At 38.6% G+C, this 24,873-nt stretch carries 29 protein-coding genes and 1 pseudogene; 10 read left to right on the top strand and 20 right to left on the bottom strand.

Annotated elements, in window-relative coordinates:
• Positions 1-115: 115 nt before the first annotated feature.
• Positions 116-2,543, bottom strand: a pseudogene (locus AHA02nite_RS05585) (penicillin acylase family protein).
• Between the two features lie 137 nt (positions 2,544-2,680).
• Here AHA02nite_RS05585 and AHA02nite_RS05590 point away from each other — a divergent pair.
• A complete protein-coding gene (locus AHA02nite_RS05590) occupies positions 2,681-3,334 on the top strand; it encodes a hypothetical protein (protein WP_146815216.1) in 654 nt (217 codons plus the stop codon).
• A gap of 265 nt (positions 3,335-3,599) precedes the next feature.
• Here the strand turns inward: AHA02nite_RS05590 and AHA02nite_RS05595 are convergent, their stop codons facing one another.
• Positions 3,600-4,082 carry a glutathione peroxidase gene (locus tag AHA02nite_RS05595; protein WP_146815217.1) on the bottom strand — a complete coding sequence of 161 codons (483 nt, stop codon included), beginning with the start codon at positions 4,080-4,082 and terminating at the stop codon, positions 3,600-3,602.
• 288 nt (positions 4,083-4,370) lie between these two features.
• Between AHA02nite_RS05595 and AHA02nite_RS15065 the strand changes: the two genes are divergently transcribed.
• Positions 4,371-4,514, top strand: a complete 144-nt coding sequence (locus tag AHA02nite_RS15065) for a hypothetical protein (RefSeq protein ID WP_170235980.1) — start codon at positions 4,371-4,373, stop codon at positions 4,512-4,514.
• 46 nt (positions 4,515-4,560) lie between these two features.
• Here the strand turns inward: AHA02nite_RS15065 and AHA02nite_RS05600 are convergent, their stop codons facing one another.
• Complete coding sequence (locus AHA02nite_RS05600) at positions 4,561-5,121, bottom strand: hypothetical protein (RefSeq protein WP_146815219.1); 561 nt, start codon at positions 5,119-5,121, stop codon at positions 4,561-4,563.
• A gap of 127 nt (positions 5,122-5,248) precedes the next feature.
• The gene (locus tag AHA02nite_RS05605; protein ID WP_146815221.1) at positions 5,249-5,806 is read right to left on the bottom strand and encodes a PepSY domain-containing protein; all 558 of its coding nucleotides are present in this window, start codon (positions 5,804-5,806) and stop codon (positions 5,249-5,251) included.
• 167 nt (positions 5,807-5,973) lie between these two features.
• Between AHA02nite_RS05605 and AHA02nite_RS05610 the strand changes: the two genes are divergently transcribed.
• A complete protein-coding gene (locus AHA02nite_RS05610) occupies positions 5,974-6,459 on the top strand; it encodes a hypothetical protein (protein WP_146815223.1) in 486 nt (161 codons plus the stop codon).
• Between the two features lies 1 nt (position 6,460).
• On the opposite strand, the gene AHA02nite_RS05615 is transcribed toward AHA02nite_RS05610, so the two are convergent.
• The 3 genes from AHA02nite_RS05615 to AHA02nite_RS05625 form a co-directional block, all read right to left on the bottom strand.
• On the bottom strand, positions 6,461-7,300 hold the full coding sequence (locus AHA02nite_RS05615; RefSeq protein ID WP_170235981.1) for a PepSY domain-containing protein: 840 nt from the start codon (positions 7,298-7,300) through the stop codon (positions 6,461-6,463).
• A gap of 102 nt (positions 7,301-7,402) precedes the next feature.
• Positions 7,403-8,737, bottom strand: a complete 1,335-nt coding sequence (locus AHA02nite_RS05620) for a sensor histidine kinase (RefSeq protein ID WP_170235982.1) — start codon at positions 8,735-8,737, stop codon at positions 7,403-7,405.
• Positions 8,721-9,416: a response regulator transcription factor gene (locus tag AHA02nite_RS05625; RefSeq protein WP_146815229.1), complete on the bottom strand. Its 696-nt coding sequence runs from the start codon at positions 9,414-9,416 to the stop codon at positions 8,721-8,723. The genes AHA02nite_RS05620 and AHA02nite_RS05625 overlap by 17 nt, the downstream gene beginning before the upstream one ends.
• A gap of 93 nt (positions 9,417-9,509) precedes the next feature.
• Between AHA02nite_RS05625 and AHA02nite_RS05630 the strand changes: the two genes are divergently transcribed.
• Positions 9,510-9,809 carry a TIGR04104 family putative zinc finger protein gene (locus AHA02nite_RS05630; RefSeq protein WP_146815231.1) on the top strand — a complete coding sequence of 100 codons (300 nt, stop codon included), beginning with the start codon at positions 9,510-9,512 and terminating at the stop codon, positions 9,807-9,809.
• 15 nt (positions 9,810-9,824) lie between these two features.
• Positions 9,825-10,214: a thiol-disulfide oxidoreductase DCC family protein gene (locus AHA02nite_RS05635; protein ID WP_146815233.1), complete on the top strand. Its 390-nt coding sequence runs from the start codon at positions 9,825-9,827 to the stop codon at positions 10,212-10,214.
• A 9-nt stretch (positions 10,215-10,223) separates the two neighbouring features.
• Here AHA02nite_RS05635 and AHA02nite_RS05640 read toward each other — a convergent pair whose 3' ends face one another.
• The 7 genes from AHA02nite_RS05640 to AHA02nite_RS05670 all read right to left on the bottom strand — a co-directional run bounded on the left by AHA02nite_RS05640 (position 10,224) and on the right by AHA02nite_RS05670 (position 17,530).
• Positions 10,224-10,538, bottom strand: a complete 315-nt coding sequence (locus AHA02nite_RS05640; protein WP_146815235.1) for a hypothetical protein — start codon at positions 10,536-10,538, stop codon at positions 10,224-10,226.
• 117 nt (positions 10,539-10,655) lie between these two features.
• Positions 10,656-11,108 carry a CoxG family protein gene (locus tag AHA02nite_RS05645; protein ID WP_146815237.1) on the bottom strand — a complete coding sequence of 151 codons (453 nt, stop codon included), beginning with the start codon at positions 11,106-11,108 and terminating at the stop codon, positions 10,656-10,658.
• A 116-nt stretch (positions 11,109-11,224) separates the two neighbouring features.
• Positions 11,225-12,148, bottom strand: a complete 924-nt coding sequence (locus AHA02nite_RS15420) for a CAP domain-containing protein (protein WP_176586649.1) — start codon at positions 12,146-12,148, stop codon at positions 11,225-11,227.
• 129 nt (positions 12,149-12,277) lie between these two features.
• Entirely contained in the window at positions 12,278-12,775 is a 498-nt protein-coding gene (locus AHA02nite_RS05655; protein ID WP_146815239.1) for a hypothetical protein, read from the bottom strand.
• Positions 12,776-12,858: 83 nt separating this feature from the next.
• Positions 12,859-14,052 carry a cystathionine gamma-synthase family protein gene (locus AHA02nite_RS05660; RefSeq protein ID WP_146815241.1) on the bottom strand — a complete coding sequence of 398 codons (1,194 nt, stop codon included), beginning with the start codon at positions 14,050-14,052 and terminating at the stop codon, positions 12,859-12,861.
• Positions 14,053-14,070: 18 nt separating this feature from the next.
• Positions 14,071-15,282, bottom strand: a complete 1,212-nt coding sequence (locus AHA02nite_RS05665) for a M24 family metallopeptidase (RefSeq protein WP_174758182.1) — start codon at positions 15,280-15,282, stop codon at positions 14,071-14,073.
• 565 nt (positions 15,283-15,847) lie between these two features.
• Positions 15,848-17,530, bottom strand: a complete 1,683-nt coding sequence (locus AHA02nite_RS05670; protein ID WP_146815381.1) for a PucR family transcriptional regulator — start codon at positions 17,528-17,530, stop codon at positions 15,848-15,850.
• Positions 17,531-17,801: 271 nt separating this feature from the next.
• On the opposite strand from AHA02nite_RS05670, the gene AHA02nite_RS05675 reads away from it, so the two are divergent.
• On the top strand, positions 17,802-18,800 hold the full coding sequence (locus AHA02nite_RS05675) for a permease (RefSeq protein ID WP_146815243.1): 999 nt from the start codon (positions 17,802-17,804) through the stop codon (positions 18,798-18,800).
• A 12-nt stretch (positions 18,801-18,812) separates the two neighbouring features.
• Positions 18,813-19,820, top strand: a complete 1,008-nt coding sequence (locus AHA02nite_RS05680; RefSeq protein WP_146815245.1) for a TIGR03943 family putative permease subunit — start codon at positions 18,813-18,815, stop codon at positions 19,818-19,820.
• A gap of 38 nt (positions 19,821-19,858) precedes the next feature.
• Here AHA02nite_RS05680 and AHA02nite_RS15070 read toward each other — a convergent pair whose 3' ends face one another.
• The 3 genes from AHA02nite_RS15070 to AHA02nite_RS05690 form a co-directional block, all read right to left on the bottom strand.
• A complete protein-coding gene (locus AHA02nite_RS15070) occupies positions 19,859-20,005 on the bottom strand; it encodes a hypothetical protein (RefSeq protein ID WP_170235983.1) in 147 nt (48 codons plus the stop codon).
• 73 nt (positions 20,006-20,078) lie between these two features.
• Positions 20,079-20,321 carry a hypothetical protein gene (locus AHA02nite_RS05685; protein ID WP_146815247.1) on the bottom strand — a complete coding sequence of 81 codons (243 nt, stop codon included), beginning with the start codon at positions 20,319-20,321 and terminating at the stop codon, positions 20,079-20,081.
• Between the two features lie 12 nt (positions 20,322-20,333).
• The gene (locus tag AHA02nite_RS05690) at positions 20,334-20,588 is read right to left on the bottom strand and encodes a hypothetical protein (RefSeq protein ID WP_146815249.1); all 255 of its coding nucleotides are present in this window, start codon (positions 20,586-20,588) and stop codon (positions 20,334-20,336) included.
• Positions 20,589-20,769: 181 nt separating this feature from the next.
• Here AHA02nite_RS05690 and AHA02nite_RS05695 point away from each other — a divergent pair, with 181 nt between their 5' ends.
• Entirely contained in the window at positions 20,770-21,012 is a 243-nt protein-coding gene (locus tag AHA02nite_RS05695) for a GlsB/YeaQ/YmgE family stress response membrane protein (protein ID WP_370871938.1), read from the top strand.
• Between the two features lie 80 nt (positions 21,013-21,092).
• Positions 21,093-21,494, top strand: a complete 402-nt coding sequence (locus AHA02nite_RS05700; RefSeq protein ID WP_146815253.1) for a hypothetical protein — start codon at positions 21,093-21,095, stop codon at positions 21,492-21,494.
• A gap of 35 nt (positions 21,495-21,529) precedes the next feature.
• Here AHA02nite_RS05700 and AHA02nite_RS05705 read toward each other — a convergent pair whose 3' ends face one another.
• The 3 genes from AHA02nite_RS05705 to AHA02nite_RS05715 all read right to left on the bottom strand — a co-directional run bounded on the left by AHA02nite_RS05705 (position 21,530) and on the right by AHA02nite_RS05715 (position 24,175).
• A complete protein-coding gene (locus AHA02nite_RS05705; protein ID WP_146815255.1) occupies positions 21,530-22,897 on the bottom strand; it encodes a dipeptidase in 1,368 nt (455 codons plus the stop codon).
• A complete protein-coding gene (locus AHA02nite_RS05710; protein ID WP_146815257.1) occupies positions 22,894-23,274 on the bottom strand; it encodes an iron chaperone in 381 nt (126 codons plus the stop codon). The genes AHA02nite_RS05705 and AHA02nite_RS05710 overlap by 4 nt, the downstream gene beginning before the upstream one ends.
• A gap of 370 nt (positions 23,275-23,644) precedes the next feature.
• The gene (locus tag AHA02nite_RS05715) at positions 23,645-24,175 is read right to left on the bottom strand and encodes a YceI family protein (RefSeq protein WP_146815259.1); all 531 of its coding nucleotides are present in this window, start codon (positions 24,173-24,175) and stop codon (positions 23,645-23,647) included.
• Between the two features lie 139 nt (positions 24,176-24,314).
• On the opposite strand from AHA02nite_RS05715, the gene AHA02nite_RS05720 reads away from it, so the two are divergent.
• Complete coding sequence (locus AHA02nite_RS05720) at positions 24,315-24,629, top strand: winged helix-turn-helix transcriptional regulator (RefSeq protein WP_146815261.1); 315 nt, start codon at positions 24,315-24,317, stop codon at positions 24,627-24,629.
• The last annotated feature ends 244 nt before the right edge of the window (positions 24,630-24,873 follow it).

Genomic DNA, 24,873 nt, shown 5'->3' on the forward strand with positions numbered 1-24,873 from the left:
AAGCGCCCCTTTCTCTAGATCTACTCATTAGACGTGTGAAAAACAAAATCGATTGATATTTTTTTAAAAATTTTAAAGAGGTGCTTAGAATATTAAGCACCTCTCTTTCAATAACTTACTCAGCTGTCAATATTAATTCTTCACCTGAATAGTCATCCATCCTCGTTTCATGATAATTTCCTTCTATCCAATTTTCAATTTGGTCATCATACCAATCACTACGATAATGACCTGTCTGACCTGGCCCGACGATATGATAGCCAGCTTCAGGGTCATCCATATCCGTTACAAAACGCCAACTTGCACCGTGACTAACAATACCATCATCACCAAATGAAGCAGCCATAACCGTCACATTACTTCCATCGACAGGTTTTGGATCAATACTATTGAAGAAACGGTCTAGAAAGGCTGTACTTGATAACGGATGGGCAAAATAGACCCGATGGAATTCTCCCCAATTCCAATCACCAACATTGGCACCTTGTATCTCAACGATCTCATCAACGGCTTTCGTAATCGCATCGTCCAATAACGCTTCTACTCCTCCCGTGACGTTCAATCCAATGAACTTCTTCTCCATCATAAGCACGCTGAATCAACTGATCAACATTTTGTCCACTTCCTTTAAACATTGACCGTACGTCTTCTGGAATATCTTCAGCAAACAGTACTTCCTCAACTGCACGAACTAATTGATGAAACACTAACGGACCTGCTAACTCACGGTCATCATACAAATTCCACTCTAACATGACGTCTACTGCTTCTTGTTCAACATCAGATAGCTCAACCGCATCTAAAATATCAGTATAGATTGGAATGAAGTGTCTCGCTTGAAGGTTTTTCGTATCCATTTGTAACTCTTTCATATCTTCAGCCGTCAATTGCTCTCCTTCTTCTAAAACTTCATGAATTCGGTCATACCTATACGGCTGAGCCCAAACATTACTAATATGGTACGGATACTCATCTGAAACGACCTGGTTATTCGCCGTAGCGACAAAGCCTTTGTCAGGGTTTACAATAGTTGGCAACTCATCATATGGAATATAATCATCTAAAGCAAACGTTGAATCCCACCCCGGCATTGGCAACAACGCATCATCAGGATGATCATAAATAGGAATTCTACCATTGGCCTTATAAGCAATTGTCCCATCATGACTGGCAAAGACAAAATTTTGAGCAGGTGCATGAAAGTCTTCTAACGCCTTCTCAAACTCTTCCCAATTCGACGCCCTATTCATTTGAAGTACTGCTGATAACTCTTTTGTCGCATCTAAAGCTGTCCACCTTAACGAAAAGACTGAACCATTTAAGTGCTCATCAGCTTCTTCTGCAAATTCAGAAACAACAGGACCATTGACCGTTTCAATCACCTCATAGTCAATTGGGTCTTCACCATCTACATAGATTGTCTCTTGTATTACATCAGCTTCATACCATTCGTCATCATATAAAAACTGATTTGGTTCGTCTTCATGTCTTCGTTCAATATAAAGTTGCTGAACATCTGGCCCGACATTCGTTACACCCCAAGCAATCTCTTCATTGTGACCTAAGATCACACCTGGAATACCAGCAAAAATAACACCGGACACATTATAATTCGGTGAGTCTAAATGAACTTGGTACCAAATAGACGGAGTCGCTAAATCTAGATGAGGATCATCAGCTAACAACGGCTTACCTGACTCTGTTTTACTACCATCAACAACCCAATTGTTACTCCCGTTAAACGGATGAGGTGTTTCTGCTTTCGTTAAACTCGCTGTAATATCAATATATTCTTCATCAGAAATGTTTGAAGAACCATTCTCTGGATATGTCGGAAACAGTTCAAGCGCTTCTTCCTCTTGAAAGTTGTGCATAGCATAATAGTTAAACGCTTGTCGCTCCCAATGACCACCTAAATCAAAGGCCATAAATTTTCCAATGGTTAAAGAGTCAAGTGGTGTCCACTCTCGCATCTCACTTAAACCCATTAATGTGAATTCAACAGGCATACTATCTTCACTTTCAGCATGAGTGATATACGCATTCACCCCTGCTGCATAAGCTTCTAGCGCCATTAATTCCTCCTCATCATATTCAGCTAACGACTTTTCAGCAGCTCTCCTTAAGCCAAGTGTTCTAAAATACTTGTCTGTATCAACAGCCATGTCACCCACTACTTCACTTAATTCACCTGAAGCTTGTCTTCGTGACATTTCCATTTGGAACAAACGGTCTTGTGCTGTGGCAAATCCTTGAGCAAAGAAGAGATCTTCATCAGTCTCCGCTTCAATATGCGGCACACCTTGTTCATCTCGAATAATCGAAACGTCGTGTGTCACCCCTTCAAATGATAACTCTTCTGAAACCTCCTCGGTGTAACTCGCTACAGCAATAGCTCCTTCAGTTTGTGGTAAAGATCTGTCTATGTAAGCGTTAACATAAAAGAGTACGCCGACTACTGCAATTGTTAAGATTAATAAAACGATTAAACCCCACTTTACGAACTTTTTTCTAGATCGATTCGTTTTAATTGCCTCTCCCATGGTACAACCTCCTTTTTATTATAATAATATAAAAATTCTAAAAATTTAACACTTATATGTACTTTTTAACTTTTAATTTACGAACAGGATGAAAAAGCCTTATAATAAACGTTGGATTAATCGAATGAGGTGAACTTATGGATGCAAAGAAAAAAGCATTAATAGCAGGACTAATTATTGTGTTCTTTTTACTAGTAGGTGTCTTCTATTTATCTTACTTAGGATTAACTGAAGATTCAGGTGAAGCTGAACAAGTAATAGAAGAAGCTGAACAATACCTGGATGAAAACTTCGATCAGCAAACTGAAGTAGTTGATACGCTGTTTGATAACACTGGAGTATATGAACAATTTCGTTATGCTGCGATTGTAGAGACTGAGGAACATGATCATTTTAGATTTTTAGTATATTACCATAATCAATACGATGAATTTATGGATAGTTACGTAGCTGAAACTTGGGAATATGAATTAGAACAATTTCTAACGGCTGAACTAGAGGAACGTTTCGGAACAGATATGGTCTATGATATGTGGATTACTTACCCGAAAGATATTGGTCATCATTTAAATATTGACCGCAACGATATCCCTTCACTACAAGGTCAGTCAGCTAAACCAGTTATTCGTGTAACATTAGATCGAGGACAAGAATCAGACGATGAAGACCATATGAAAGAAATAATTAGCTTAATGCGTTCAGAATTAGACATTCCAGGCGGCAGTTTCACACTAGGATTTAACGATAACGCTCTAATCTTTAGTGATCGAAATATTCGAGAAGAATTTTAATAATAGGTCAAAGTTTGGAAAAGTGTCGGACGAGACTTAGTTATTGTCGGACGACGTGCTTTTTTGTCGGACAACACGCCTTTAATGTCGGATGAAGTCTATTTATTGTCGGACGAGACTGAGTTATTGCCGGACACACCCCTGTTAAAAATCAATGACCTAAGGACTTCAGCACAAGTTAAAACGCTGAAGTCTTTTTTTGCCTTATAAAACATAAAAAAAGCAGTCTAATTTTAATCAATCAGACTACTTCACTCAATAATTTTCATTTTTTTATTAAATTAATAAGATCACTTTCAATTTTAGCTGGTGTTGTTTGTGGTGGGTAACGTCGTATGACTTTGCCGTCTTGGTCAACTAAAAACTTCGTAAAGTTCCACTTAATTTCGCCACCTAAAAAGCCTTTTTTCTCACTCGTTAAAAATTGGAACAAATTGCTCTGATCATCCCCTTTAACGTCAACTTTTTTATAAATTGGAAATGTAACACCGTAGTTCAATTTACAAAAGCTTTCAATTTCACCTTGTTCACTAAATTCTTGGTTCATAAATTGATCACATGGAAACCCTAATATCTCGAAACCGTCATTCTCGTATTTTTCATAAAGGTGTTGTAAACCTTCAAACTGTGATGTAAATCCGCATTTGCTAGCCGTATTAACAATTAGAAGGACTTTCCCTTCATAATCCATCATTGATTGCTGGCTTCCGTTACTTTGTTCCACGTCGATCTTATACAGTTCGCTCAAAAAGATACCTCCCCCAACATTATTTGTTACAAGATGAACATACCAATTGTCCGTTCACATGTTCACCGTCCAAAAATCCATGATCACAGTAAACTTTTCGATCACATTTAGAACAATACCCAACAAACTCAACCATTTAAACACTCTTTCATAGTTTCTTTTATAAAATACTTATAACAGACATCTATAAACATTACTAGTAAAACGAAATAATTAACAGTTTTTCAAATTGCCTTCAATCATATATAATATAGTTATAAATAATTTTGTTTCAGGCAGGTGATTATAGTGAGTCTGAAATCGAGCATCTATAAGTTTTTACGCATCTGGAACGATGTCAGTGCCGTTCGAAAAGGCCGAGTTGGGCGCCGCGTCGGTCGTCGTGTTGCTGGTCGTACAACAGGTAAAGCATTTCGTAAGCTATTTAAATAGAATATGAGCCCTAACTAAAACTTGGACTAGATGAGCTAGTCCAAGTTTATTTTTCTTCCTTTTTGACTAATTTTAAATCAACTTCATCCTCAACATCTTCACGTTCAATAAATTGTTTAAATAGCTGGTGTACTTCGTTTGTGTCACCACTACCATACACTTCACCATTAACGTATAGCTCAAATAGTGTTGCTGTCTCTTTAGGTTCTGGTTGTTCTGTATTGATGTCACAAGCTTTGCACTTTTTATAAAGTATTGAGTCAGCTTCTTCTTCCCAGTCACCTTGAGTTAAATAGTGACAATACCCATTAGCATCAGCATCTTCGTTAAAGTTAATATCCCAAAATGGGCAAGTACCATTTTCATCATAACAGTTCGTGCCTTGAGGAATGAACCGTTCAGGGTATAACCTTTTCTCTTCATAGTCAAAAGCTTGCTTAATTTCGTCTTCTGTTAAATAATCAAAATCACGAATGACGACTTTAAGATCACCATATTGATACAAATGCCGTGGCTCTACGTTTGTACTCTTTACATAAACTTTCTCTTTGCCGTATAGTTCTTTTTTCTTCTCTAAATATTCATATCTATGTATAAAATCCTTCAAGCTAATCCCCCTCTACCTAAACAAGAATTCTCAATCTTCTATCTACTATATTATTATAATAGAGACAAGATGTACAAACATGTCTATTAAAAAAGAAAAACTTGCCTGTCTTATGACACAAGCAAGTTTAACTTACATTTAAAACAACACCAGAAACAGCATCAACACTTACGTCATACTCATGACCCCCGTACTCGATTACTACTAAGTAGATTAAGTCACCCTTCTCTTCTACTAAGTCTGCTTGAACTGGATTACCGTTTACTGTCTCTAATGCTAGTTCGATCGCATCTAACTTTTCAATTGTTGTTTGGACATATTTTTTAGCTTCCTCAATACTAATAGACTGCACACTATTTACTCGTTGCTTATCAATTGAGACAACTTTACCACTTACGCCATCAACCGTTAAATCATAAATATAATTGCCTTGTGATACGGTAATCTCAAATTGCTCTTGTCCATTTAACTCTAGGTTTTCAATTGTCCCTTCAACTTGTTCATAGACGATTTGTTGTAATTCATTATGTCCGATTAATTTTGTCGCATCTAACATCACATTCGCCTCCGCATCCGTTTTTGCTTCTGAATATGGTTGTTCTTTCGTTTCAACTGTCGAAAAACCGAAAAAGCTTCCTAAGACGAATGTGCCTGCAAATGTGCTATAAAAGATTTTTTTACGCATATAATTCCTCCAACGATGACTCGTTTTCAACTCTACAATGACTAGTCTAATCAACGAACATGAGAAAAAGGAGATAACAACATTAAAAAAAGATTAAAATTTGTCCGAAAATTTATGATAAAATATGATTAACTAACTAAAAGATCTAGTACAAGGGGGAGTTATCGTTGGATACTAAAAAGACATTAATTATTTCGATTATCGCAGGACTTCTAGTAATCGTCCTATTTATGGTCGTTTACTCAGAACCAGAGCCTGAAGCTCAATCATTTGACGAAGTCTTCTTAAATCAATTAGACGATGTTGAGGAGATCAATATTTTAAGCGGGAGTGGCGCTGAAGGTTCACAAGAAGTACAAGTAGAAGATTCTGATGTTATTTCACAAATTTTAGATGACTTTTCGGACATTGAGATTAGACGAACTGATTCAAGGGTTGACGCCTCAAGTTACATTATTTCTTTTGATAACTATATTATTGAAATGTCTGAGGATGCTGTCATGTTCTTCACTGAAGACGGTGTTGCTGCTTATGAAATTGTTAGCGACTCTAATCATCTTGAGACGATTGAAAATGATCTCGAATGGGAAGAAGTTGATTTAGAAGATCTTGAAGATGGAATGGAAGAAGACATAGAAGAAGAGGAAGAATAAATCATTCTTCCTCTTCTTCATTTTCCTCACCATCATTTTCTTCTTCACGTTCTTCCCAAGCAACTGAATGAATCTCTCCTGAAAAGGCGTTAACTTGAGCAATTGCTTGCTCTTCTTCATTAAGAATGACTGTCATAAAGTAATATAAACTACCTTCAATTTCACGAAGCTCAACGTAGGTCACGTCCCCTTCAATTTCACTTAAGACAATTTCAACCGCTTCTTCTTCTGAGACGACTGTGTCTGGTGTTTTAGCTTCAGATTGTAAAGAGACTACAGTTCCTTCATACGCATCAATCATCATTTCATATACCATTTCGTCATCTTCAATAATTAACTGATAATATGGCTCATCTTCATCAATTAAGTTAAGTTCGGTAACGTTACCTTCTTGTTCATTTAATGCGATCGATGTTATTTCATCGTAAGATAAGATCGTTGGTTCATCTTCTTCAGTAGGTTCATCCATTTCCTCTGTAATTTCATTTTCTTCGACTTCTTCAGATTGATTTTCGTCTACTTCTGTTTCTGGTTGTAACTCTACTTCATCTTCATATTCGTAAGCTTCTTCACGCGTTAACTGTTCAACGTGACCTCGTTGCTTCTCAACAGCAACACGATAAACACCCGTTTTTAATTCAACTTCAAATTCATAATGTGACGCCGTTTCACGTATGCCTTTAATTTCACCAGCAAACCGTTCATTTACATGCTGCTCTGCTTCTTCACGTGACAGTTGTTCAGCTGAAGCTGGAGAAAAAATAAATTGTTGGGCTATGACGAATATGAAAATGGTTAATACGAAACCACCTACTAACCAAACGACCTGTCTTCGTTTCATGTTAATCATCCTTAATGTGTAAAAATACCTTCAAAAACTATAAATCGAATAATTGTTACAATCACTATACCGTATAAAGATTAAAATTTAATTAAAACACGTTTAAAAATACAACTTAATTGTCGTACCTTGGCCTTCTATACTCGTTAATCGTAAATCAATATTCAAAGCATCAGTAATTTCTTTTGCCAGTGTGAGACCTAAGCCGCTTCCACCTGTCTGTCGATTTCTTGCTTCATCCACGCGGTAAAAACGTTCAAACACTCTTGATTGATGTGATTCTGGTATGCCAACACCATAATCTTGAATCGTAATTACAGGTTTCTGTTCACCAGACAACATGAGATCAACTGGTGCTTCACTATACTTCAACGCATTATCTAACAAAATGTATAACAGTTGTGTTAACTTTTGTTCATCTGTTTGAATTTTAAATGACTTGTTAGCATCGACTTTAATTTCACGATGATAGCCTTGTGACAAATGTTCGCTAATAGTTGGTAATAGATCTTTTAAATCAACCTCATCAGAACGAATTTGCCAATCTTGATCGCGTTTAGCTAGTAACAGCAATTGTTCTGTTAAATCTTTCATGCGGGTAGACTCAGATGCAATAGCTTCAATTGCCTCTTCAACAACTTCTGGTCGTTCAAGCCCCCGTCTCTTAACTAAATTAGCGTAAGACTCAATCACAGTAATTGGTGTTCTCAGTTCATGAGAAGCATTTGAAACGAACTGTTCTTGTTTTTCATAATGCTCTTGAAGTAACGCGATCATATCGTTAAACGTTTCTGTCATCGTGTATAGTTCATCTTTCGACTGACGCTTAAGCGGAATTTGCTTAAACGTTTGACTTTCTTTAATATCATTCATCGTTTGAATCAGTGATTGAATAGGCCCTAAGATTAAATCAGCCAAAAGCTTGCCCGAGACAACAACTGGAACAACCCCAATTAACACAACAAACAATAAGACGAGCTGTAAATTGTTTAACGTTTCTTCAATGTGTGATAAATTCTCGATCACTTGCACGTAAACAACTTGTCCATCTTGCCAAATCATCGGTTCTTGGACGATCGCTAACGTTTGATCATCTTGAAAAAGTTGAACGAAACGCCCACGCTGCTCTGGCATCGACACATCAAATAACGTCATTTGTTCCCCTGATGTAACCGACGTCATCATATTATAATCTGAATCAAGCACGCGAATTGAACCATTAGAAGGCACATAAGCACGAAGCAAATCGTCCACTGGAATATTGGCATCGACATCTGTTAAGTTGGTAACCATATTTGAAGCTTCCACTTCAAGCCGATCTAACTCACGTTCATAAGTGTGATCTGCAAACAAATAATAAATCGCACCCGCAAATGCAATTAACAGTAATATAAATAACCCTGTCGTATAGACGAATATTTTATTTCTTAGCTTCATAAGCATCCTTCATGACATAACCAACACCACGAACAGTATGGATTAGCGGCTTTTCATCAGTTAGATCGACTTTTCTTCTAAGATAACGAATATACACATCAACTACATTCGTATCGCCTACATAATCAAAGCCCCAAACAGTGTCTAAAATTTGTTCGCGCGTTAGTACTTGTTTACGATTTTCCATTAAATACACTAACAAATCGAATTCTTTTGGCGTTAGTTCCATTGAGCGCTCCCCGCGATAAACTTCACGAGTTGATTGGTTCAACTTTAACTCATCAAATGCCAACCAATCGCCCTGCTCTACTTCTTGAGTATTGCTCCTTAAATGAACACGGATCCGAGCTAATAACTCCTCAATTTGAAACGGTTTAGTGACATAATCTTGCGCACCAGAATCAAGACCCGTTACTTTATCTTCTACCGCATCTTTAGCTGTGAGCATAATGACTGGCGTCTTGTCATCATCTTTTCTCAACCGACGTAGCAATTCAATCCCACTCATTTCTGGAAGCATAATATCGAGTAAAATTAAATCCCATTTTTGAGTACGGAACTGTTCAAGTGCTTCATAGCCTGTCTCAGCCTTTGTAACCTCATACCCTTCAAAATCAAGTTCGAGCTCTAACACACGAGCAATTTTCGCTTCGTCTTCAACGACTAAAATTTGTGTCATCCAATCACCTACTAAACGTTTTTTAACGTCTCTTATTATTAAATATGATACCATAAAGGTAAGTAAACGTTACATAAAGAGGTGCTAGCAAACATGTTAACTTGTGCAAATTGTCAATACGAATTCAAATACAAAGAGGCTCTCCCGTTTAGTTGGAAATCTCGCGTCGGTCATCAATGTCCAAGCTGTGGTGAAACACAATATTACACAGCTAGCAGTCGTAAACGTTCTTTTAATATTACGATTGTCGCATTTATTGTGATTGTTTTCCTTAATGCAGTTGACGTTCCATTTATGTGGATCGTTGCTCTTGCAGGTATCATTATTGCAGCGATGATCTTATTATCGCCATTTATTTATAAGCTATCGAATGAAGAGGAACCAATGTGGTAATTGAAAGGGGATTTTATGAAAGTTGTTATTTTTTTTGACGGTGTTTGTAACCTTTGTAACGGGGTTGTGCAATTTTTAATTAAGCACGATTCAGGAGACAATTTCCGCTTTGCTGCTTTACAAAGTGATTTTGGAGAACGGGTTACAAGCCAATTAGATCAACACGACTTAGACAGTATTATCGTTATGACAAACGGTAAAATGTACACAAAGTCTTCAGGTGCCCTCCAAATTGTTAAAAAGATGGACAGCGCTTGGAAGTACCTTTATGTGCTTCGAATTATCCCTAAGCCAATTAGAGACCGTTTGTACGACATCATCGCCCATAACCGCCACAAGATTTTCGGCAGACGTGATTCTTGTATGATGCCAACACCTGAGTTAAAGCAGAAGTTTTTACAATAGAACTTCATCCTATAAATGATCTTCCTTGTACAAAAACAAGAAGTAAATAATGATCGGTACGAATAAAATAACAGAAAACACAGCCCCTATTCCGTATTGATCGTAAGCAATAAACGGGTAAACTAAAAGCGAAACAGCATAAGTAAGCATTAAAATATTAGCTGTCATTCTTTCATTCAGGAACAAGATTGCATAAACAGCTGGGAGGCTAATAAGGAAAGAAATGAGATAAGCAAGCCCTTCCGTAATGAAAAATAAAGAAACAGCAGTATAAAAAACGAAGTAAAATTTAAGTACTTTGTACGCAACATCCATCCACGTCATATATAATTCTCCAATCATTAAATATCAAACTATTCAAACTTTAACATAATTTTGCAAAAATGAAAAACTCCACTTCAATTAAAGTGGAGTTTTCGTTTTATGAATGAGTTATTAATACTATTTCGCCACTGACATTTCACAAATTCGATCAGATACAGCAGTTGTGAGACGTTGTGATGTTTGTGGTACGAGGCTTTTTAATACAGAGTTAATGACAGGTCCCTTCATCCCTTTCGCTGTCACATCCAAGCTCCCACTAATTTGTGTACTCGTGTCCAATAATTTTCGTGCTTGAAAATAACCATGTCCAATCACATTTTCATTAATTCCGATCAATTTGAATGTTACTTTTTCTGGTTCAATCCATTCTTGAATTTCAACTTTTAACGAAACGGTCTTATACATCTTCCCGACTTCACCTTTGAATGTCCACGTTGAATTGCGATCATTAATAATTTCATGGTGCATATAACCGGGAACTAATGGAGCCCAGTTGTCCATTTGACTTACGAACTCCCAGACGACATCAATCGGAACATTTACTTCCACACGGTGTGTACCACTTGGCATGCAGCCATCAACTCCTATAGTCTAATTACGTTTTAATATATGCGAATGCCTATTTGTCCTATAACAAAAAGTTAAGCACGTGAAAGCTTTTAAATCGCTCACGTGCTTAGTCTTTTTTATTTAACGATAAACATTTGCGTCCAATATGGGCTCATGTTACCACTGTCTTCATACCCCACTCCGATATGTGTCCATGATTCATTTAGAATATTTTCACGGTGTCCTTCACTGTTCATCCAGTTATTGACGGCTTCTTCAGCTGAATGTTGCCCTGCTGCGATGTTTTCCGAAGCGCCAGTATAAGAGACATCATAATGGTCTAACATATCAAATGGTGAACCATAAGTTGGTGAATTATGGCTAAAGTAGTTGTTATCAGCCATATCGACTGACTTACGCTGTGCAACGTCTGTTAATTCTGTATCTAACTCAACTGGGTTTAAACCATGTTGTTCACGTTGTTCATTCGTCAAACGAACAACTTCTTCTATAACACTTTGGTCTGTTTGTACATCAGGTGTTTCGTCTTGCTGTTCATCTTGTTCTCTTGCTTCCTCACTACGGTCAGGTGTTTGCTCTTGCTGTTGGTCTTGACCACGTTGTTCCTCTTGTTGATCTTGTTGACCCTGCTGACCTTGTTGGTTACGGTCACGACGTTCAGTCTGTTGTTCACGGTTTTGACCACCTAAAATATCACCTAAACCACCTTGGCCTTGTTGTCCTTGCTGTCCCTCTTGCCCTTGTCGGCCACTTCTTCGGTTATTAAAGTCGAATGGCTCCCAGTCGTTGACGTTTTCACGTCCACGAAGCTGGTAATTAGTATCATTATTTTCGTAAGGGAACCTCAGGTTATCTTGGTTTTGTCGGTTATAGTAAGGGTGAGTATTACGGTTTCCATCTTGACCATCACCTGTACCAAGTCGTGTTATATTAGTATCGTCACCTGTTTGACGTTGCGCACCTTCATCACCTGTTTGACACGCTGTAAGTAGCAATGTCAAAGCTATAAGGCTAATTATAAAAGCGTTAAACTTTTTCATCTTGTTGCTCCTTTCTTTTTCATGTTGCACTCCTATTTTTAGATTTAAGAAAGAAAATATACCGCAAGCAAGATGGTAATATTTAAACGAATTGGCTATTGCCAAACTTACTTTCATATCAAGGGTTCATCATTCAACCGATTCAGCAATACCCATTAATTTATAATGCCTTATTTCAGGTCGATAGCCATTTAATACAAAGCTATAAGTCACACCATTTTTCTTCATATAAAGCCAGCTAACATGAGGGTCTGCACTTTCCTCAACATCAAAAAGATACACCGTCGTCCCGTCTTTAAGAACGCGTTGCTCGCTCATATTAGGAACTTCAACTGATTCCTTCAAGATATGTATGCGAAAAACACGCTCATCATCTTCACCAATAAGCGCGATCGATAAACCTTGTTCGGATACTCTACCTAAATACTTGTCAGCACGGAATGGAATTTTGCTCGGCAAACTAATTTCATAATTAAACGTTTCATCAAATTGATCAAGCGCTGTCAAAAGATCGGTATAGCCTAACCGTTCATATAATTGCTCAAATGAAAAATCCAAATCATCTTGTGCATAACTTATTGGTTGCAAGGTAAAAGTAATAATTAAAACAAGAGCAAGCACCCTCATGCAATCACCTCTACCTTTAAGCATGGCTTGTCTTAGGAAAAAATATGCAAAAGTCGCCTCCTGATCTAGAGACGACTTTTATCTTAAACGTATAATTCTTTCGGTAACTTTTTAAAAGCTTGATCAAGATCATTAATTAAATCATCAATGTCTTCAATACCTGCTGAATAGCGAATTAAGCCTTCTGGAATTCCCATCGCTGCACGTTCTTCTGGTGTACACTCGACGTGACTCGTAGTTCTAGGTGGTCCTACTATTGTTTGCACACAGCCGAGACTTGCTGCTTTTTTTGCTAATTTCATATGCGGCAGTAAGTGATGGACAGTTTCTAATCCACCTTTAACTGAGAAGCTCAGCATCCCGCCAAAGCCTTTCATTTGTTTTTTAGCAATATCATGACCTGTATGATCTTCTAAACCAGGATAAAAAACATCTTCCACCCATTCGTTCGTTTTTAAATATTGCGCGACTTTCATCGCATTTTCATTTTGTTGTTTAACTCTTAAATGTAGCGTTTTCATTCCTCTTAATAACAAATATGATGCCATTGGACTTAATGTCGCGCCGTTAATTTCACGGTAATGATAAATTTGTTCGATTAAACTTGCCGGTCCGCACACAACGCCTCCTAAGGCATCTGAATGTCCGCCTAAATATTTTGTTGCGCTATGCAAGACAAGGTCAACACCAAGCTCAAGTGGATTTTGGTTAACAGGTGATGCAAACGTGCCGTCAATGATCACTAAAGCACCAACATCATGACCAGCTTTGGCAACCCGCTCAATGTCGATAATTTTCAACGTCGGGTTTGTCGGAGACTCTAGATAAAGTACTTGGCAACCATTTAAGATTTCACGTTCAATTTCTTCATGATCATCTGTTTCACAAAAGACGACATCTACTCCACTTTTCGGTAAAAACTCTGTAAAAATTTTATTCGTTCCGCCGTACGTGTCTTTTATCGTAACAACTCGATCACCCGGGCGTAAAAACGTGTTGAGCGTATTAGAGATTGCGGCCATTCCTGTAGAGAAGCTTGTAGCCGCTTCAGCCCCTTCTAACTCTTTTACTTTGTCTTCAAATGCTTGCGTTGTTGGGTTCGTGTTACGGCCGTAAATATGACCTTCACGCTGTCCAGTTGCGATCTCGTGCCACTCATCCATATCTTCATAACCGTAAGACACACTATGAACGACTGGAACTTGAGTTGCCCCATACCTTAGCTGCTCTTGTTCTCCGGACCATAATGCTTTTGTACCTGGTTTGTATTGTGTCATTGCAATCCCTCCTAATTTTTATGAAATAATGCCACTACTATCATCTGGGAAGTGGAACGGACTATTAACAATCAGTTCACGTGGGTAATTCGTTAACATGTCGACCCCATCATCAGTAATGACAAATGATTCACTCATCTCAATTCCATCATTTTCAAACCATAAGCCCGGTATAAAATGAAATGTCATGTTCGGCTTCAGCTCTGTTTTATCCCCTTTACGAATGCTTGCGGTATGCTCACCCCAGTCAGGCGGATAATTTAACCCCATCGAATAACCTAAACGCGATTCTTTTTCAATGCCGTACTTGCGCGTTGATTCACGCCACGCTTCTTCTAATTCTTCTAAATAAATGCCAGGCTTCGCACGATCTAACACATTTTCAATACCTTCACGAACAATATGCCCCAAACGCTCCAACCTTTCTGGCGGTGGACCAATTGATACCGTTCTAGCCAATGGCGCATGATAACGTTTATAACAACCACCAAGCTCAACAATGACCGCGTTCCCTTCTTTAAAATAACTTTCCGACCAAGTTAAATGCGGTGTCGACGTGTTTTCCCCTGTTGGAAGCATTGGTACAATCGACGGATAGTCACCGCCAAACTCATCAGTTCCTTTTATTAATTCATAATAGATCGCAGCAGCCGCATCATTTTCTCTCGATCCCGTATGAATCGCTGAAACAGCAGCATCCATAGACTGCTCAGCAATTTTACCAGCACGGCGCATGAACTCTATTTCTTGATCTGACTTAATGATCCGCACCCAATTGACAAGTGACGTCGCATCTTTAAACGTTGCATTCGGAAGTTTCCTTAGCAAAGTCATATACGCTTTAGCAGAGAAATAATACTGATCCATCTCCACTCCAATGTGTCTATTGCCATGCCCAATTTCATTAAGGATTTCTGCAATAAACTCCATAGGGTGATACTGTTCTGAATGAACGTAATAATCCGGATATGACATGATGTTTTCATCGTACATCCACGTTGTTGCTTTAGCTCCATTCGCATCCATTAAGCGCCCAATCCAAATCGGCTGCGGTTCATCAATAATCACAACCAACATTTGATGAACGTAAAACGACCATGCATCATACCCCGATAAATAGTTCATATTAGCAGGATCGGTGATGAGTAACACCTCAATCCCTTCCCTTGCCATCCGTTCCTTCGTATTCTTCAGCCGCTCTTGATACTCTAAAATATCAAACGTCAGCATGGTAAAAGCCTCCCTTCTCTCAAATGACTGAATTTTTAAATTATTTGTTATTGTTATTATATTGCGGATAGAGGCTGTTTGATAATATACAAAGTGTATGAACTTTTTAACGTGTCTTTTATACACTTTTGCAATGTGGGGTGTTGAAGGGTTTGTGGGGGCTAATGGGGAGGTGATGGATAATTACCGAATAGGTGGGGGTTATTACCGAATATGAGGATTTATTACCGAATAGGTGCCGGTTATTACCGAATACAACGATTTATTACCGAATACGAGGATTTATTACCGAATACGAGGATTTATTACCGAATACGAGGATTTATTACCGAATAGGTCCCGGTTATTACCGAATACAACGATCTATTACCGAATAGGCGCCGGTTATTATCGAATAGAATAGGGTTAATGTCGGATGAAAGCCCCTTAATGTGGACGAATCCACATTAGTGCCGGACTAACGACCATAATTGTCGGACGCAAGATCATATCACACGCCCTAACCCCCACCACCAGATCAAAAAACAAAACCCTAGAGCTTCACACTCCAGGGTTCTAATTCTAACTATTTAAATTGTTTCAACAGCCACAGCCGCACGCTTAATTCTAATAAAAATGAGTCGTCTGCTTCGACTAAAGTTAGGCCGGTTAAATTTTCGATATTGCGTAGGCGGTACAAAAGTGACTGGCGGTGCAAGTTTAGTGCTCTTGCTGTTTGGCTGACGTTGCCTTTATATTTTTGATACGTCATAAATGTATGAATGAGGTCTGTTTGGCGCCTGCGGTCGTACTCAATCAAGGGCTCAATCGTCTCTTGGACCATTTTGATCAACGAATCGTTGCTGGCGACGTTCATGAGTAGTCGATTGACCTTCGTTTCTTCAAAAAATGTCCGCTCGCCGAAGCCGTGTTCTTCAGTATGAATATCTAAGGCTGTTCGCGCTTCGTGATAGCTTTCGTAAAATGACTGTAAGCCTTGGTTATGAAGTCCAACTCCCCATGCGAAATATACGTGCGCCAACTGATCGTGCAACCTTCTTTCAACCATATCTAAAAAGTGATTGACCGTTTCTTGATAGCCATTCTCCTCAATTTCTAAAAATATAATGACCTCACCTTCATCGAATGATGACATTGTTTTGCGTTCCAACTGCTGACTGGCGTGTGTCACTTCCTTTTGGACATAATAGTTCAAACTGTGCAGTGACGAGCGTCCAGGTTGATCTTGAGCGTCATCCCACGTCGGGTCATCCTCTTCGACAACACGAAAGTCACCGACTAAGCATGCATATGGTAAGGCGAGGTCGTAGCCTAACAGCTCACCTTTTGACAACATTTTCGCATCAAGAGGTGTGCCATCTTTTGCAAGCTGCAAAACGAAATTATCTTTCAACCTGATCTCAGTCATTTCCACTGCATTTTCGGTTAAAAAATACAATGCACAAGCTGTTAATCCGTGCTCTAAAGCATGCATCGTAAACCAATTCAACTCAGCAGGCTTCTCAGGCATGAACAACAAATAGCCTTGCTTTTTATTATTCGAAAAAATCGTCAACTCATAGCACATCTTCCCATCAACATTGTACTGATCCAAGTGATGGTACAACGGATGCTCTGCCAAAGGAACATCTGGCTTTTCTAATCTCTCAACCAAAATGTCACCCTCATCATTTAACGCCTCAATAACAGTCGAGTCAAAATCACAGTTCGCTCTTATATTCTTTTCATCATCACTAATGGCAACTGGAATTCCGGTCGCTTCGTACAACAAATCCATTAACTCTTCTAAAGAACTGCCATTTAGAACACTATTCGTTAATGTTTGGCGTAAATTTTCAGCTTTTTGCCTTTTTTGTTCGTTCTGTTCATTAATTGTTTGCAATACATCATGAATAACATTAGAAAAACGAGTTTTCCATGGGACTTCAATTAATGGGAAGTTATGTGTTGTAGCAAGTTCCAAGACATCTCTAGGAATATTAGATACATATCGACCCGTTGAAACGGTTAAAGCCGTGGCACCAGACTGAATCACATCTTCGACAAACGATCGAAACAACGCCGGATCCTCCTCGCACCCCATCCCAGTTGTTAAAACAAACTCATGCTTTCTAACAAAATTTTCAACTGGAACTTCGATGACGGAGATCCACTCAATGAGCTTATGCGCTAAGTCTTTTTGACCAGTATGAACGACTGCCTCTTTCATCACATCAAGATCCAACACATCACTTACTCGCACACCCATGTGATCACCCTTTTTCTCTTTTAACACCTTTTAATTAATTATAGTGATAAAACAAACATACAGTCAATTCAGAAAATTGAATTATTTTGTAATACTTTCTTCCCTAATTGTTGGTATAGAGTTTACGTTTTCGTAACAATTACGATTTATCCTTTACAAGCTCTACTTATTTTTAGATAATTTAGTCTAGCAAATATTACAATCTATTAATTAAGTCATATTAGCGATAGAATAATGATAGAATATAAAAAAGAGATTAAGGAGTTTAATTATGAAAGGGTTTCTTCGAGAAGGGGTTATTTACGCGCTTTTGTTTCTCATATTTTTCGCCTTTTTATTTGCCGATACAATGGCTCTAGATGACCGTTTAAATATACCAAGTCGCGTTTTAGATTTTAATACGATTTTCTTAAGTATTTTTCTAGAAGCGATTCCGTTCGTATTACTCGGTGTGTTCGTATCATCGATTATTCAAGTATTCGTATCCGATCAAACGATTCAAAAATACATACCGTCCAACCCACTTGGAGCAATTTTCCCAGCGGTTATTGCGGGGGCTGTATTTCCGATTTGTGAATGTGCGATTGTTCCGATCGTCAGACGTCTTATGCAAAAGGGTATGAAACTACACGTCGCGATGGTTATTCTCGTGTCGGCACCTGTCTTAAACCCTATTGTGCTACTATCCACATTTTATGCATTCTCATCGGACTTAATCGTCGTTTATGCTAGAATGGGGTTAGCATTTATTATCGCTATGTTAGTTGGATTAGTCATTTATGCGATCTACCGAAACAAAACGAATCCGCTTCGTGAACAGTTCGGAGCTATTACACATGAACATCAAGCGAACCGTTCATTCACACAAAAAATTAAAGACATTTTCTATCATGCTAGTGATGAATTTTTCACGATGGGTAAATTTCTATTAATTGGTGCAGCGTTCGCAAGCTTTATCCAAACTTTCTTAGCACGTGAAGTGTTAGTTCAATTCGGTATGGACCCGTTCTTAGGGCCTGCTGTTATGATGGCGTTCGCTTACTTCTTATCATTATGTTCAGAAGCTGATGCGTTCGTTGGTGCTTCACTAAGCCAAATTTTCTCAACGTCATCGATCGTGGCTTTCTTAGTATACGGCCCGATGATGGACTTAAAGAACACGCTACTAATGTTAGCGTACTTTAAAGCACGTTTTGTCTTTACATTAATTGCTGTGGTCACATTCATTGTGTATCCAGTCATTCTCATATTCCAAGCCTTAATGTTTTAGGAGGTATTTTAGTTGAGTAAAACAACACATTTGTTTATCCGTGGCGTTATTTTACTAGGTTTTACAATGCTATTGTTCAATCTCATTTGGACAGGTGACATTAATCGATTTATCGCCCCACGCATGATGCCGTACTTTTATTTTGCTTTAGTTGTCATGGGTGTATTAGGGACAATTCAATTGTTTAGAAATGATCATGACGAAGACCACGATCACCACGAAGCGTGCCATTGTGCACATGATCATGATTATCAAGGGTCTAAGAAAAAATTCGCGTTCATTTACGCGTTGTTTATCATCCCTATTTTTACTGGCCTCCTATTTTCAGGTCACGTACTAGGAAGTTCACAAGCACAAACAATGGGCTTTAAACATGAATTACGTCTAGCAACAGAAACAGGGATTTATGCTAATAACGAAGAAAGTCAGCAAGTCGCGCAACAAATCGAACAAGACCGTGAAGAAAGTGCAACTGGTGATGAGAACAATGACCCAAGTAGTAGCGGTCCACCTGAAATTGATGAAGATGAAGTCCCTGAAGAGTATCGCGAACACGATGAGGAACGTTATGACGGCGGTGATATGGAAATCCTCACCCCTGAATCGATGTATCCTGAATTAAAAGACGAAATGCTAGCAACTGACCATATCGTCATGACCGAAGATAATTATGTTGGGGTGATTTCATTACTTGAAGAAAACCCTGATGCATACGTCGGGAAAGAACTAACGATTGAAGGATTTACGTTCAGAGAAGATGATTTTAATAACGATCAACTCGTCGTCGGGCGTTTCGGGATCACATGTTGTACAGCTGATGCAGGGATCTTTGGCCTGTTATTAGAAGATAGTCAACTACAAGAAATTCGAGACGACACATGGCTTCGCGTAACAGGTACAATCGAAACAGTTGAATATAACAACTGGCAACTTGCCACCCTAGAAGACATTGGAATCGAAAGAATCGAACAACCTGATGACCCTTACGTGTACGAACAATTCGATTATAGCGAACTATAACAAAAGGCCGTTCCTACAAAGGAGCGGCCTTCATCTTTTTACTTATAGATCACCATCGCAGAAAAATAAAACATCGTACTCGAACACTTCACATCAATCACTTCAATATGTTGACTGTCTAGAAATTCATTAATTCTTTGATCAAGCTTGTCATTACTCATGCCGTAAAATGATTTAACTCTCATAGTTTGCTCCCTTTCTTTTTATGTAGCGAACGTTAAGTAACTAACTCCAGCCCAACCTAATATAATAACTGTATTAAGCATAATGATCTCCTTTAGCTTGACGTTTTAATTGACCTTTCCAAATCATATAACCTAATACACCACCAACAATTGCAAACGTAAGAATAGCTGTGACAAAATCAATTAACCAACTACCCGCGACTAAAGACGAAAACGAAAGACCATACTCGGACAATTGATTATAAATAAAAAATAGAATCCCAGATATAATCCCCCATATTGCCACATACTTTACTATATAATCCTTCTTAGACATCAACTTCCTCCCCTAAACCTGCTGAATGAATAGCACACCAGCAAATACCGCAATTAACACCAATCCAGCAAGCGACAACCATTTTCCAACGTTTCCTTTGTTATAAAGAAAGACGAAAATGAAATAAATCGCAACTGCCGCACCGAAAAAGGCATATGCTTCAATTAATTCAGACTGCGTATAAATGTGAGCATAAAAAATAAAATAAAGCACGAGCGACGCTAACGAAACTAAACCAGTTGAATATAAAAGCTTCGAAATACTCATGATCATTCCTCCAATAATTTCCTTAACTTTATTATACAAATTTATTTCGAATATTTCCACATGCATATTGTCCTTAGTTTAAGCCATGCTGAGTGATCTTATCCATCTATATGTTTAAAACTATAATGAAAGAGGTAAACATTGACTAACCTCTCCCATTGAAAGGAGCGATTTTTTTATGATGGAACTTATTATATTAATTATTGTCGGTGGCCTAATCGGTTGGGCTGGTGGCCTTTTAATTGGTGGCACGCCAGGTGGTATTATCGGTAACATTATTGTCGGCTTTATTGGCGCATGGATCGGTCACGGTTTATTCGGAACGTTCGGACCTGAAGTAGCTGGCTTCGCGATCTTCCCAGCCATTCTCGGTGCGATGATTCTGGTTGCAATCTTAAGCTTAATAATGAAAATAGTAAGATAGACTAACTCTATTATTTTTATTCATAATTCACCTCCAGTCTCATATAAATTTAGTAACGATACTAGACTGGAGGAATGATGATGGCTAACTCAGCAGAGGTGAAACTATCAGAAGAAGATCTACAACGTTTCTACGACTTAAATAATCAAAAGCAGGAGATTGAAAAAGAACTAAAACAGCTAAAAAAACAAATCCACCACTATTTTGACGAAACGTTTGGCTCAGGTGAGAAGGCAGAAGTAAAACTCGGCAAATATAAAGCACAACGCTCAATCCGCGCTTCTGTTAAATACGACGATGAGAAAACGGTGGAAAAACTAGAAGAGCTCAATTTAAAAGACTTCATCGTTGAAGTTAAACAACCTGATACTGAAAAGCTTGAATCAGCGATGAAACTCGATTTTGTCGATGAACAAGACTTCGCTGAATGTAAAAAAGAACGAATTTCACAAGCGATTACCGTCAAAGAATTAAGCATATAAAAAAGTAGCACGGACCAAATCCGTGCTACTTTTATTTACTCACCCAATAGGTAGAAATAATGCGCTAGCGTTTCCATTCCTTGATCAAAGTTTTCTAAATGGAAATGCTCATTTGGCGCGTGTAAATTTTCATCTGGTAAACCGAAGCCCATTAAGACAACTGGCACTTCTAAAATTCGGTCTAATTCTGCAACGATTGGAATTGAACCGCCACCACGAATGTAAGCTGTATCATTTTGATAGACTGTTTCATAAGCTTGAGCTGCTTTTTGAATCACTGGATGATCAAATGGCGTCACATATGGTTTACCTTTATCGAACGGCTTCACTTCCACTTCAACGCCTTTAGGTGCGTTGTCATACACATGCTGCGTTAACTGCTCAACGATATGATCAGGATTTTGATCTGGGACTAAACGGCACGTAATTTTCGCCGTTGCTTCATTCGGAAGGACTGTCTTAATCCCTTCACCTTGGAAACCACCGTATAAACCATTTACTTCAAGTGTCGGACGAACCGACGTGCGCTCAACGTAAGAATATCCTTCTTCACCATCTAGATCAGACACGCCTAAGTCACTTTTCAGCTTGTCCTCATTAAATGGTACTTGCGCTAAAGCATCACGCTCATCTTGTGATAATTCTGGAATATCACGGTAAAAGTCTTTAACTTGAATGCGATTGTTTTCATCACGGAATGAATCTACAATTTTCACAAGTGCATGAATTGGATTAACGACACCGCCACCGTATTCACCCGAGTGTAAATCGCTATTAGCACCCTTCACATCAATTTGAATACCTGCAAGACCGCGCAGACCATATGTAATCGTCGGCTTACCTTTTTCAACTAGAGCTGAATCTGATACGACAACTAAGTCAGCCTTCAACATGTCCGCATTCTCTTCAGCAAACTTCGGTAAATTCGGACTACCAATCTCCTCTTCACCTTCAATTAACACTTTAAAGTTTACTGGGGGCTTTTCATCTTGACTAATAACCGCTTCCATCACTTTAAGATGCATAAACACTTGGCCCTTGTCATCTGTTGCACCACGGGCATAAATTTTGTTATCACGGATCGTCGGCTCAAACGGCTCAGAATCCCATAAATGAACAGGATCCACTGGCTGCACATCATAGTGACCGTAAACTAAAACTGTCGGCGCATTACCATCTGCTATGTATTCACCGTAAACAACCGGCTTCCCATCAGATTCCATCACCTTAGCTTCATGAAAGCCAATATTACCTAGCTCCTGTTGCACCCACTCAGCTGCACGCACCGTATCGTCATGATACTCCGATAACGCACTAATACTTGGTATCTTTAAAAAATCTTCTAACTCTTGTAAATGACGCTCACGATTGTCTTTTAGAAATTGAATCACTTGCTTCTTCATCTTTCATCCTCCCGCCAAAATTTAGTATAATCAGCTTTATCTTCAATATTAAACTCAATCAATTGTCTTAGCAATCGATAATCCACCTCATCTTTCCATTTAATCCTGAAAAGTTGGCTTGTAGCACTGTACCCCGCTTTTTCAATCTCACTTGCAAAAAGCTCTAACGCTTTTTTCTCAGGCGCAACCGACATGTGCTGCTTCGCGATGCTGAAGGCAATAATGAACGTCCCATCGTTAGAAAACATCGGCTGATTCCACTTAATGACCGGCTCTAGCTGAGGAAACTCACCCTGCACCCAATTTAGCACTTCACTCATGCGATCACGCCGCTTCTCGTCATCTATACTCGTTAAATAATCAGCAAAAACTTCCATAATCAACCTCCTTTACTCTATTATAATTCAATCATGGCTAAAATTCATATCGGCTTCGTGCCGTTGATCGACGTTCGCTGATAAAACTTTGTGAGCGCTGATAAACTCATGCTGAACGCCGATAAATCTTCCTGAACGCTGATAAATTCATGAGCGACAAATTAAATTTGCGAACGCCAAAAAATTTTTACGAACGCCAAATTTTATCCGTGAGCGCCAGAATCCATTCCTCGAACGCCAGATTATTCACTCGAGCGCCAAAATCGACCCCTCGAACGCCAAATTATTCCTTCGAGCGCCAAAACCAGTCCCACGAACGCCAAATAAAAAAGCGCAAGGATCATCTCCCCACGCTTTTTCACTCTATCAATTACTCTTCAATAACAAATTCGAATGCTGCTTGTAGCTTAACTTCCTTACCGATTAAAACGCCGCCTGTTTCTAGTGGAGCGTTCCAAGTTAAGCCGTAGTCTTCGCGGTTTACTGTTCCTTCAACATCGAAACCAGCAACCATGTTACCGCCCATTGGATCTTTTGCAACACCATTTGCTTCTACTTTGAATGTCTCTTCATTTGTCACATCTTTAATTGTAACGTCTGCTGTCACTTCGTATTCTGACTCGCTAACTTTCTTAACTAACTTACTTTCTAATGTAATTGTTGGGTAATTCTCAGTATCAAAAAAGTCACCTGACTTTAAGTGGCCGTTACGATCTTCGTTATTCGTTTCGATTGAATCTACTTGAATTGTCGCTTTTACACTTGCGTTTTCTAAGTCTTTAACATCCCCAGTCACTTGAACGTCAAAATCTTGGAATTCACCCTTCGCCTTTGATACCATCATGTGCTTTACTTGGAAAGCAACTGAACTATGCACTTTGTCTAATGTAACATTTGCCATAAATAAAATTCCTCCTCTTTTTGTAATCAACTTACTTTATGTAAGCAAGTATATATAATATAGTTAGTAAAGTCAAGTAAGCTTATTATTTTCTTTCGTGACTTTTTTCGTTATAATAGGACATAAGAGGTGAAGACCCATGGACCAATCAATCTGCCCAAGATTTGAAAAAGCTATCTCCATTATGAACAAACGGTGGACGACATTAATCATATATCAATTACTAGAAGGCTCACAGCGCTTTTGTGAAATCGAATCATCAATCGGCGTGAGTGGCCGCGTATTATCAGAACGCCTTAAAGATTTAGAAAAAGAAGGCATCGTTAAACGCTCAGTTTATGATGAAACTCCAGTTAGAATAGAATACTCATTAACCAGTAAAGGCGAATCATTGAAACCAGCACTAGACCAAATACAAAGCTGGGCCGAAAACTGGATTGAGACAAGCGAGTAATTTATCCTAGTAAAATGTAATTAAATCGAATGTTTTCCATTAAGTTCAAGTCCTTGATCAAACTCAAGGGCTTTTTTATTGTTATATCTCCAAAATATTTTTGTTTTCTTATCACCTTTCGTCATCCCTCGTCGAAAACATAGTTCTTTCGCCCCCCTAACCTTTGTCGAAACAAATCGAATTCATAGATACAAAGTTGCTAAACCATTGGTATATAAGGGTTTGTATGGTACACGGAAAATTC

The sequence above is a fragment of the Alkalibacillus haloalkaliphilus genome, from assembly GCF_007991275.1.
GTDB lineage: Bacteria > Bacillota > Bacilli > Bacillales > Alkalibacillaceae > Alkalibacillus > Alkalibacillus haloalkaliphilus.

Coding starts and splice junctions, on each gene's coding strand:
- AHA02nite_RS05590 (WP_146815216.1), top strand. CDS start 2,681: ATGGATGCAAAGAAAAAAGCATTAATAGCAGGACTAATTATTGTGTTC.
- AHA02nite_RS05605 (WP_146815221.1), bottom strand. CDS start 5,806: ATGCGTAAAAAAATCTTTTATAGCACATTTGCAGGCACATTCGTCTTA.
- AHA02nite_RS05615 (WP_170235981.1), bottom strand. CDS start 7,300: ATGAAACGAAGACAGGTCGTTTGGTTAGTAGGTGGTTTCGTATTAACC.
- AHA02nite_RS05620 (WP_170235982.1), bottom strand. CDS start 8,737: ATGAAGCTAAGAAATAAAATATTCGTCTATACGACAGGGTTATTTATA.
- AHA02nite_RS05625 (WP_146815229.1), bottom strand. CDS start 9,416: ATGACACAAATTTTAGTCGTTGAAGACGAAGCGAAAATTGCTCGTGTG.
- AHA02nite_RS05630 (WP_146815231.1), top strand. CDS start 9,510: ATGTTAACTTGTGCAAATTGTCAATACGAATTCAAATACAAAGAGGCT.
- AHA02nite_RS05635 (WP_146815233.1), top strand. CDS start 9,825: ATGAAAGTTGTTATTTTTTTTGACGGTGTTTGTAACCTTTGTAACGGG.
- AHA02nite_RS05640 (WP_146815235.1), bottom strand. CDS start 10,538: ATGACGTGGATGGATGTTGCGTACAAAGTACTTAAATTTTACTTCGTT.
- AHA02nite_RS05645 (WP_146815237.1), bottom strand. CDS start 11,108: ATGCCAAGTGGTACACACCGTGTGGAAGTAAATGTTCCGATTGATGTC.
- AHA02nite_RS15420 (WP_176586649.1), bottom strand. CDS start 12,148: ATGAAAAAGTTTAACGCTTTTATAATTAGCCTTATAGCTTTGACATTG.
- AHA02nite_RS05655 (WP_146815239.1), bottom strand. CDS start 12,775: ATGAGGGTGCTTGCTCTTGTTTTAATTATTACTTTTACCTTGCAACCA.
- AHA02nite_RS05660 (WP_146815241.1), bottom strand. CDS start 14,052: ATGACACAATACAAACCAGGTACAAAAGCATTATGGTCCGGAGAACAA.
- AHA02nite_RS05665 (WP_174758182.1), bottom strand. CDS start 15,282: ATGCTGACGTTTGATATTTTAGAGTATCAAGAGCGGCTGAAGAATACG.
- AHA02nite_RS05670 (WP_146815381.1), bottom strand. CDS start 17,530: ATGGGTGTGCGAGTAAGTGATGTGTTGGATCTTGATGTGATGAAAGAG.
- AHA02nite_RS05675 (WP_146815243.1), top strand. CDS start 17,802: ATGAAAGGGTTTCTTCGAGAAGGGGTTATTTACGCGCTTTTGTTTCTC.
- AHA02nite_RS15070 (WP_170235983.1), bottom strand. CDS start 20,005: ATGAGAGTTAAATCATTTTACGGCATGAGTAATGACAAGCTTGATCAA.
- AHA02nite_RS05685 (WP_146815247.1), bottom strand. CDS start 20,321: ATGTCTAAGAAGGATTATATAGTAAAGTATGTGGCAATATGGGGGATT.
- AHA02nite_RS05690 (WP_146815249.1), bottom strand. CDS start 20,588: ATGAGTATTTCGAAGCTTTTATATTCAACTGGTTTAGTTTCGTTAGCG.
- AHA02nite_RS05695 (WP_370871938.1), top strand. CDS start 20,770: ATGGAACTTATTATATTAATTATTGTCGGTGGCCTAATCGGTTGGGCT.
- AHA02nite_RS05700 (WP_146815253.1), top strand. CDS start 21,093: ATGGCTAACTCAGCAGAGGTGAAACTATCAGAAGAAGATCTACAACGT.
- AHA02nite_RS05705 (WP_146815255.1), bottom strand. CDS start 22,897: ATGAAGAAGCAAGTGATTCAATTTCTAAAAGACAATCGTGAGCGTCAT.
- AHA02nite_RS05710 (WP_146815257.1), bottom strand. CDS start 23,274: ATGGAAGTTTTTGCTGATTATTTAACGAGTATAGATGACGAGAAGCGG.
- AHA02nite_RS05715 (WP_146815259.1), bottom strand. CDS start 24,175: ATGGCAAATGTTACATTAGACAAAGTGCATAGTTCAGTTGCTTTCCAA.
- AHA02nite_RS05720 (WP_146815261.1), top strand. CDS start 24,315: ATGGACCAATCAATCTGCCCAAGATTTGAAAAAGCTATCTCCATTATG.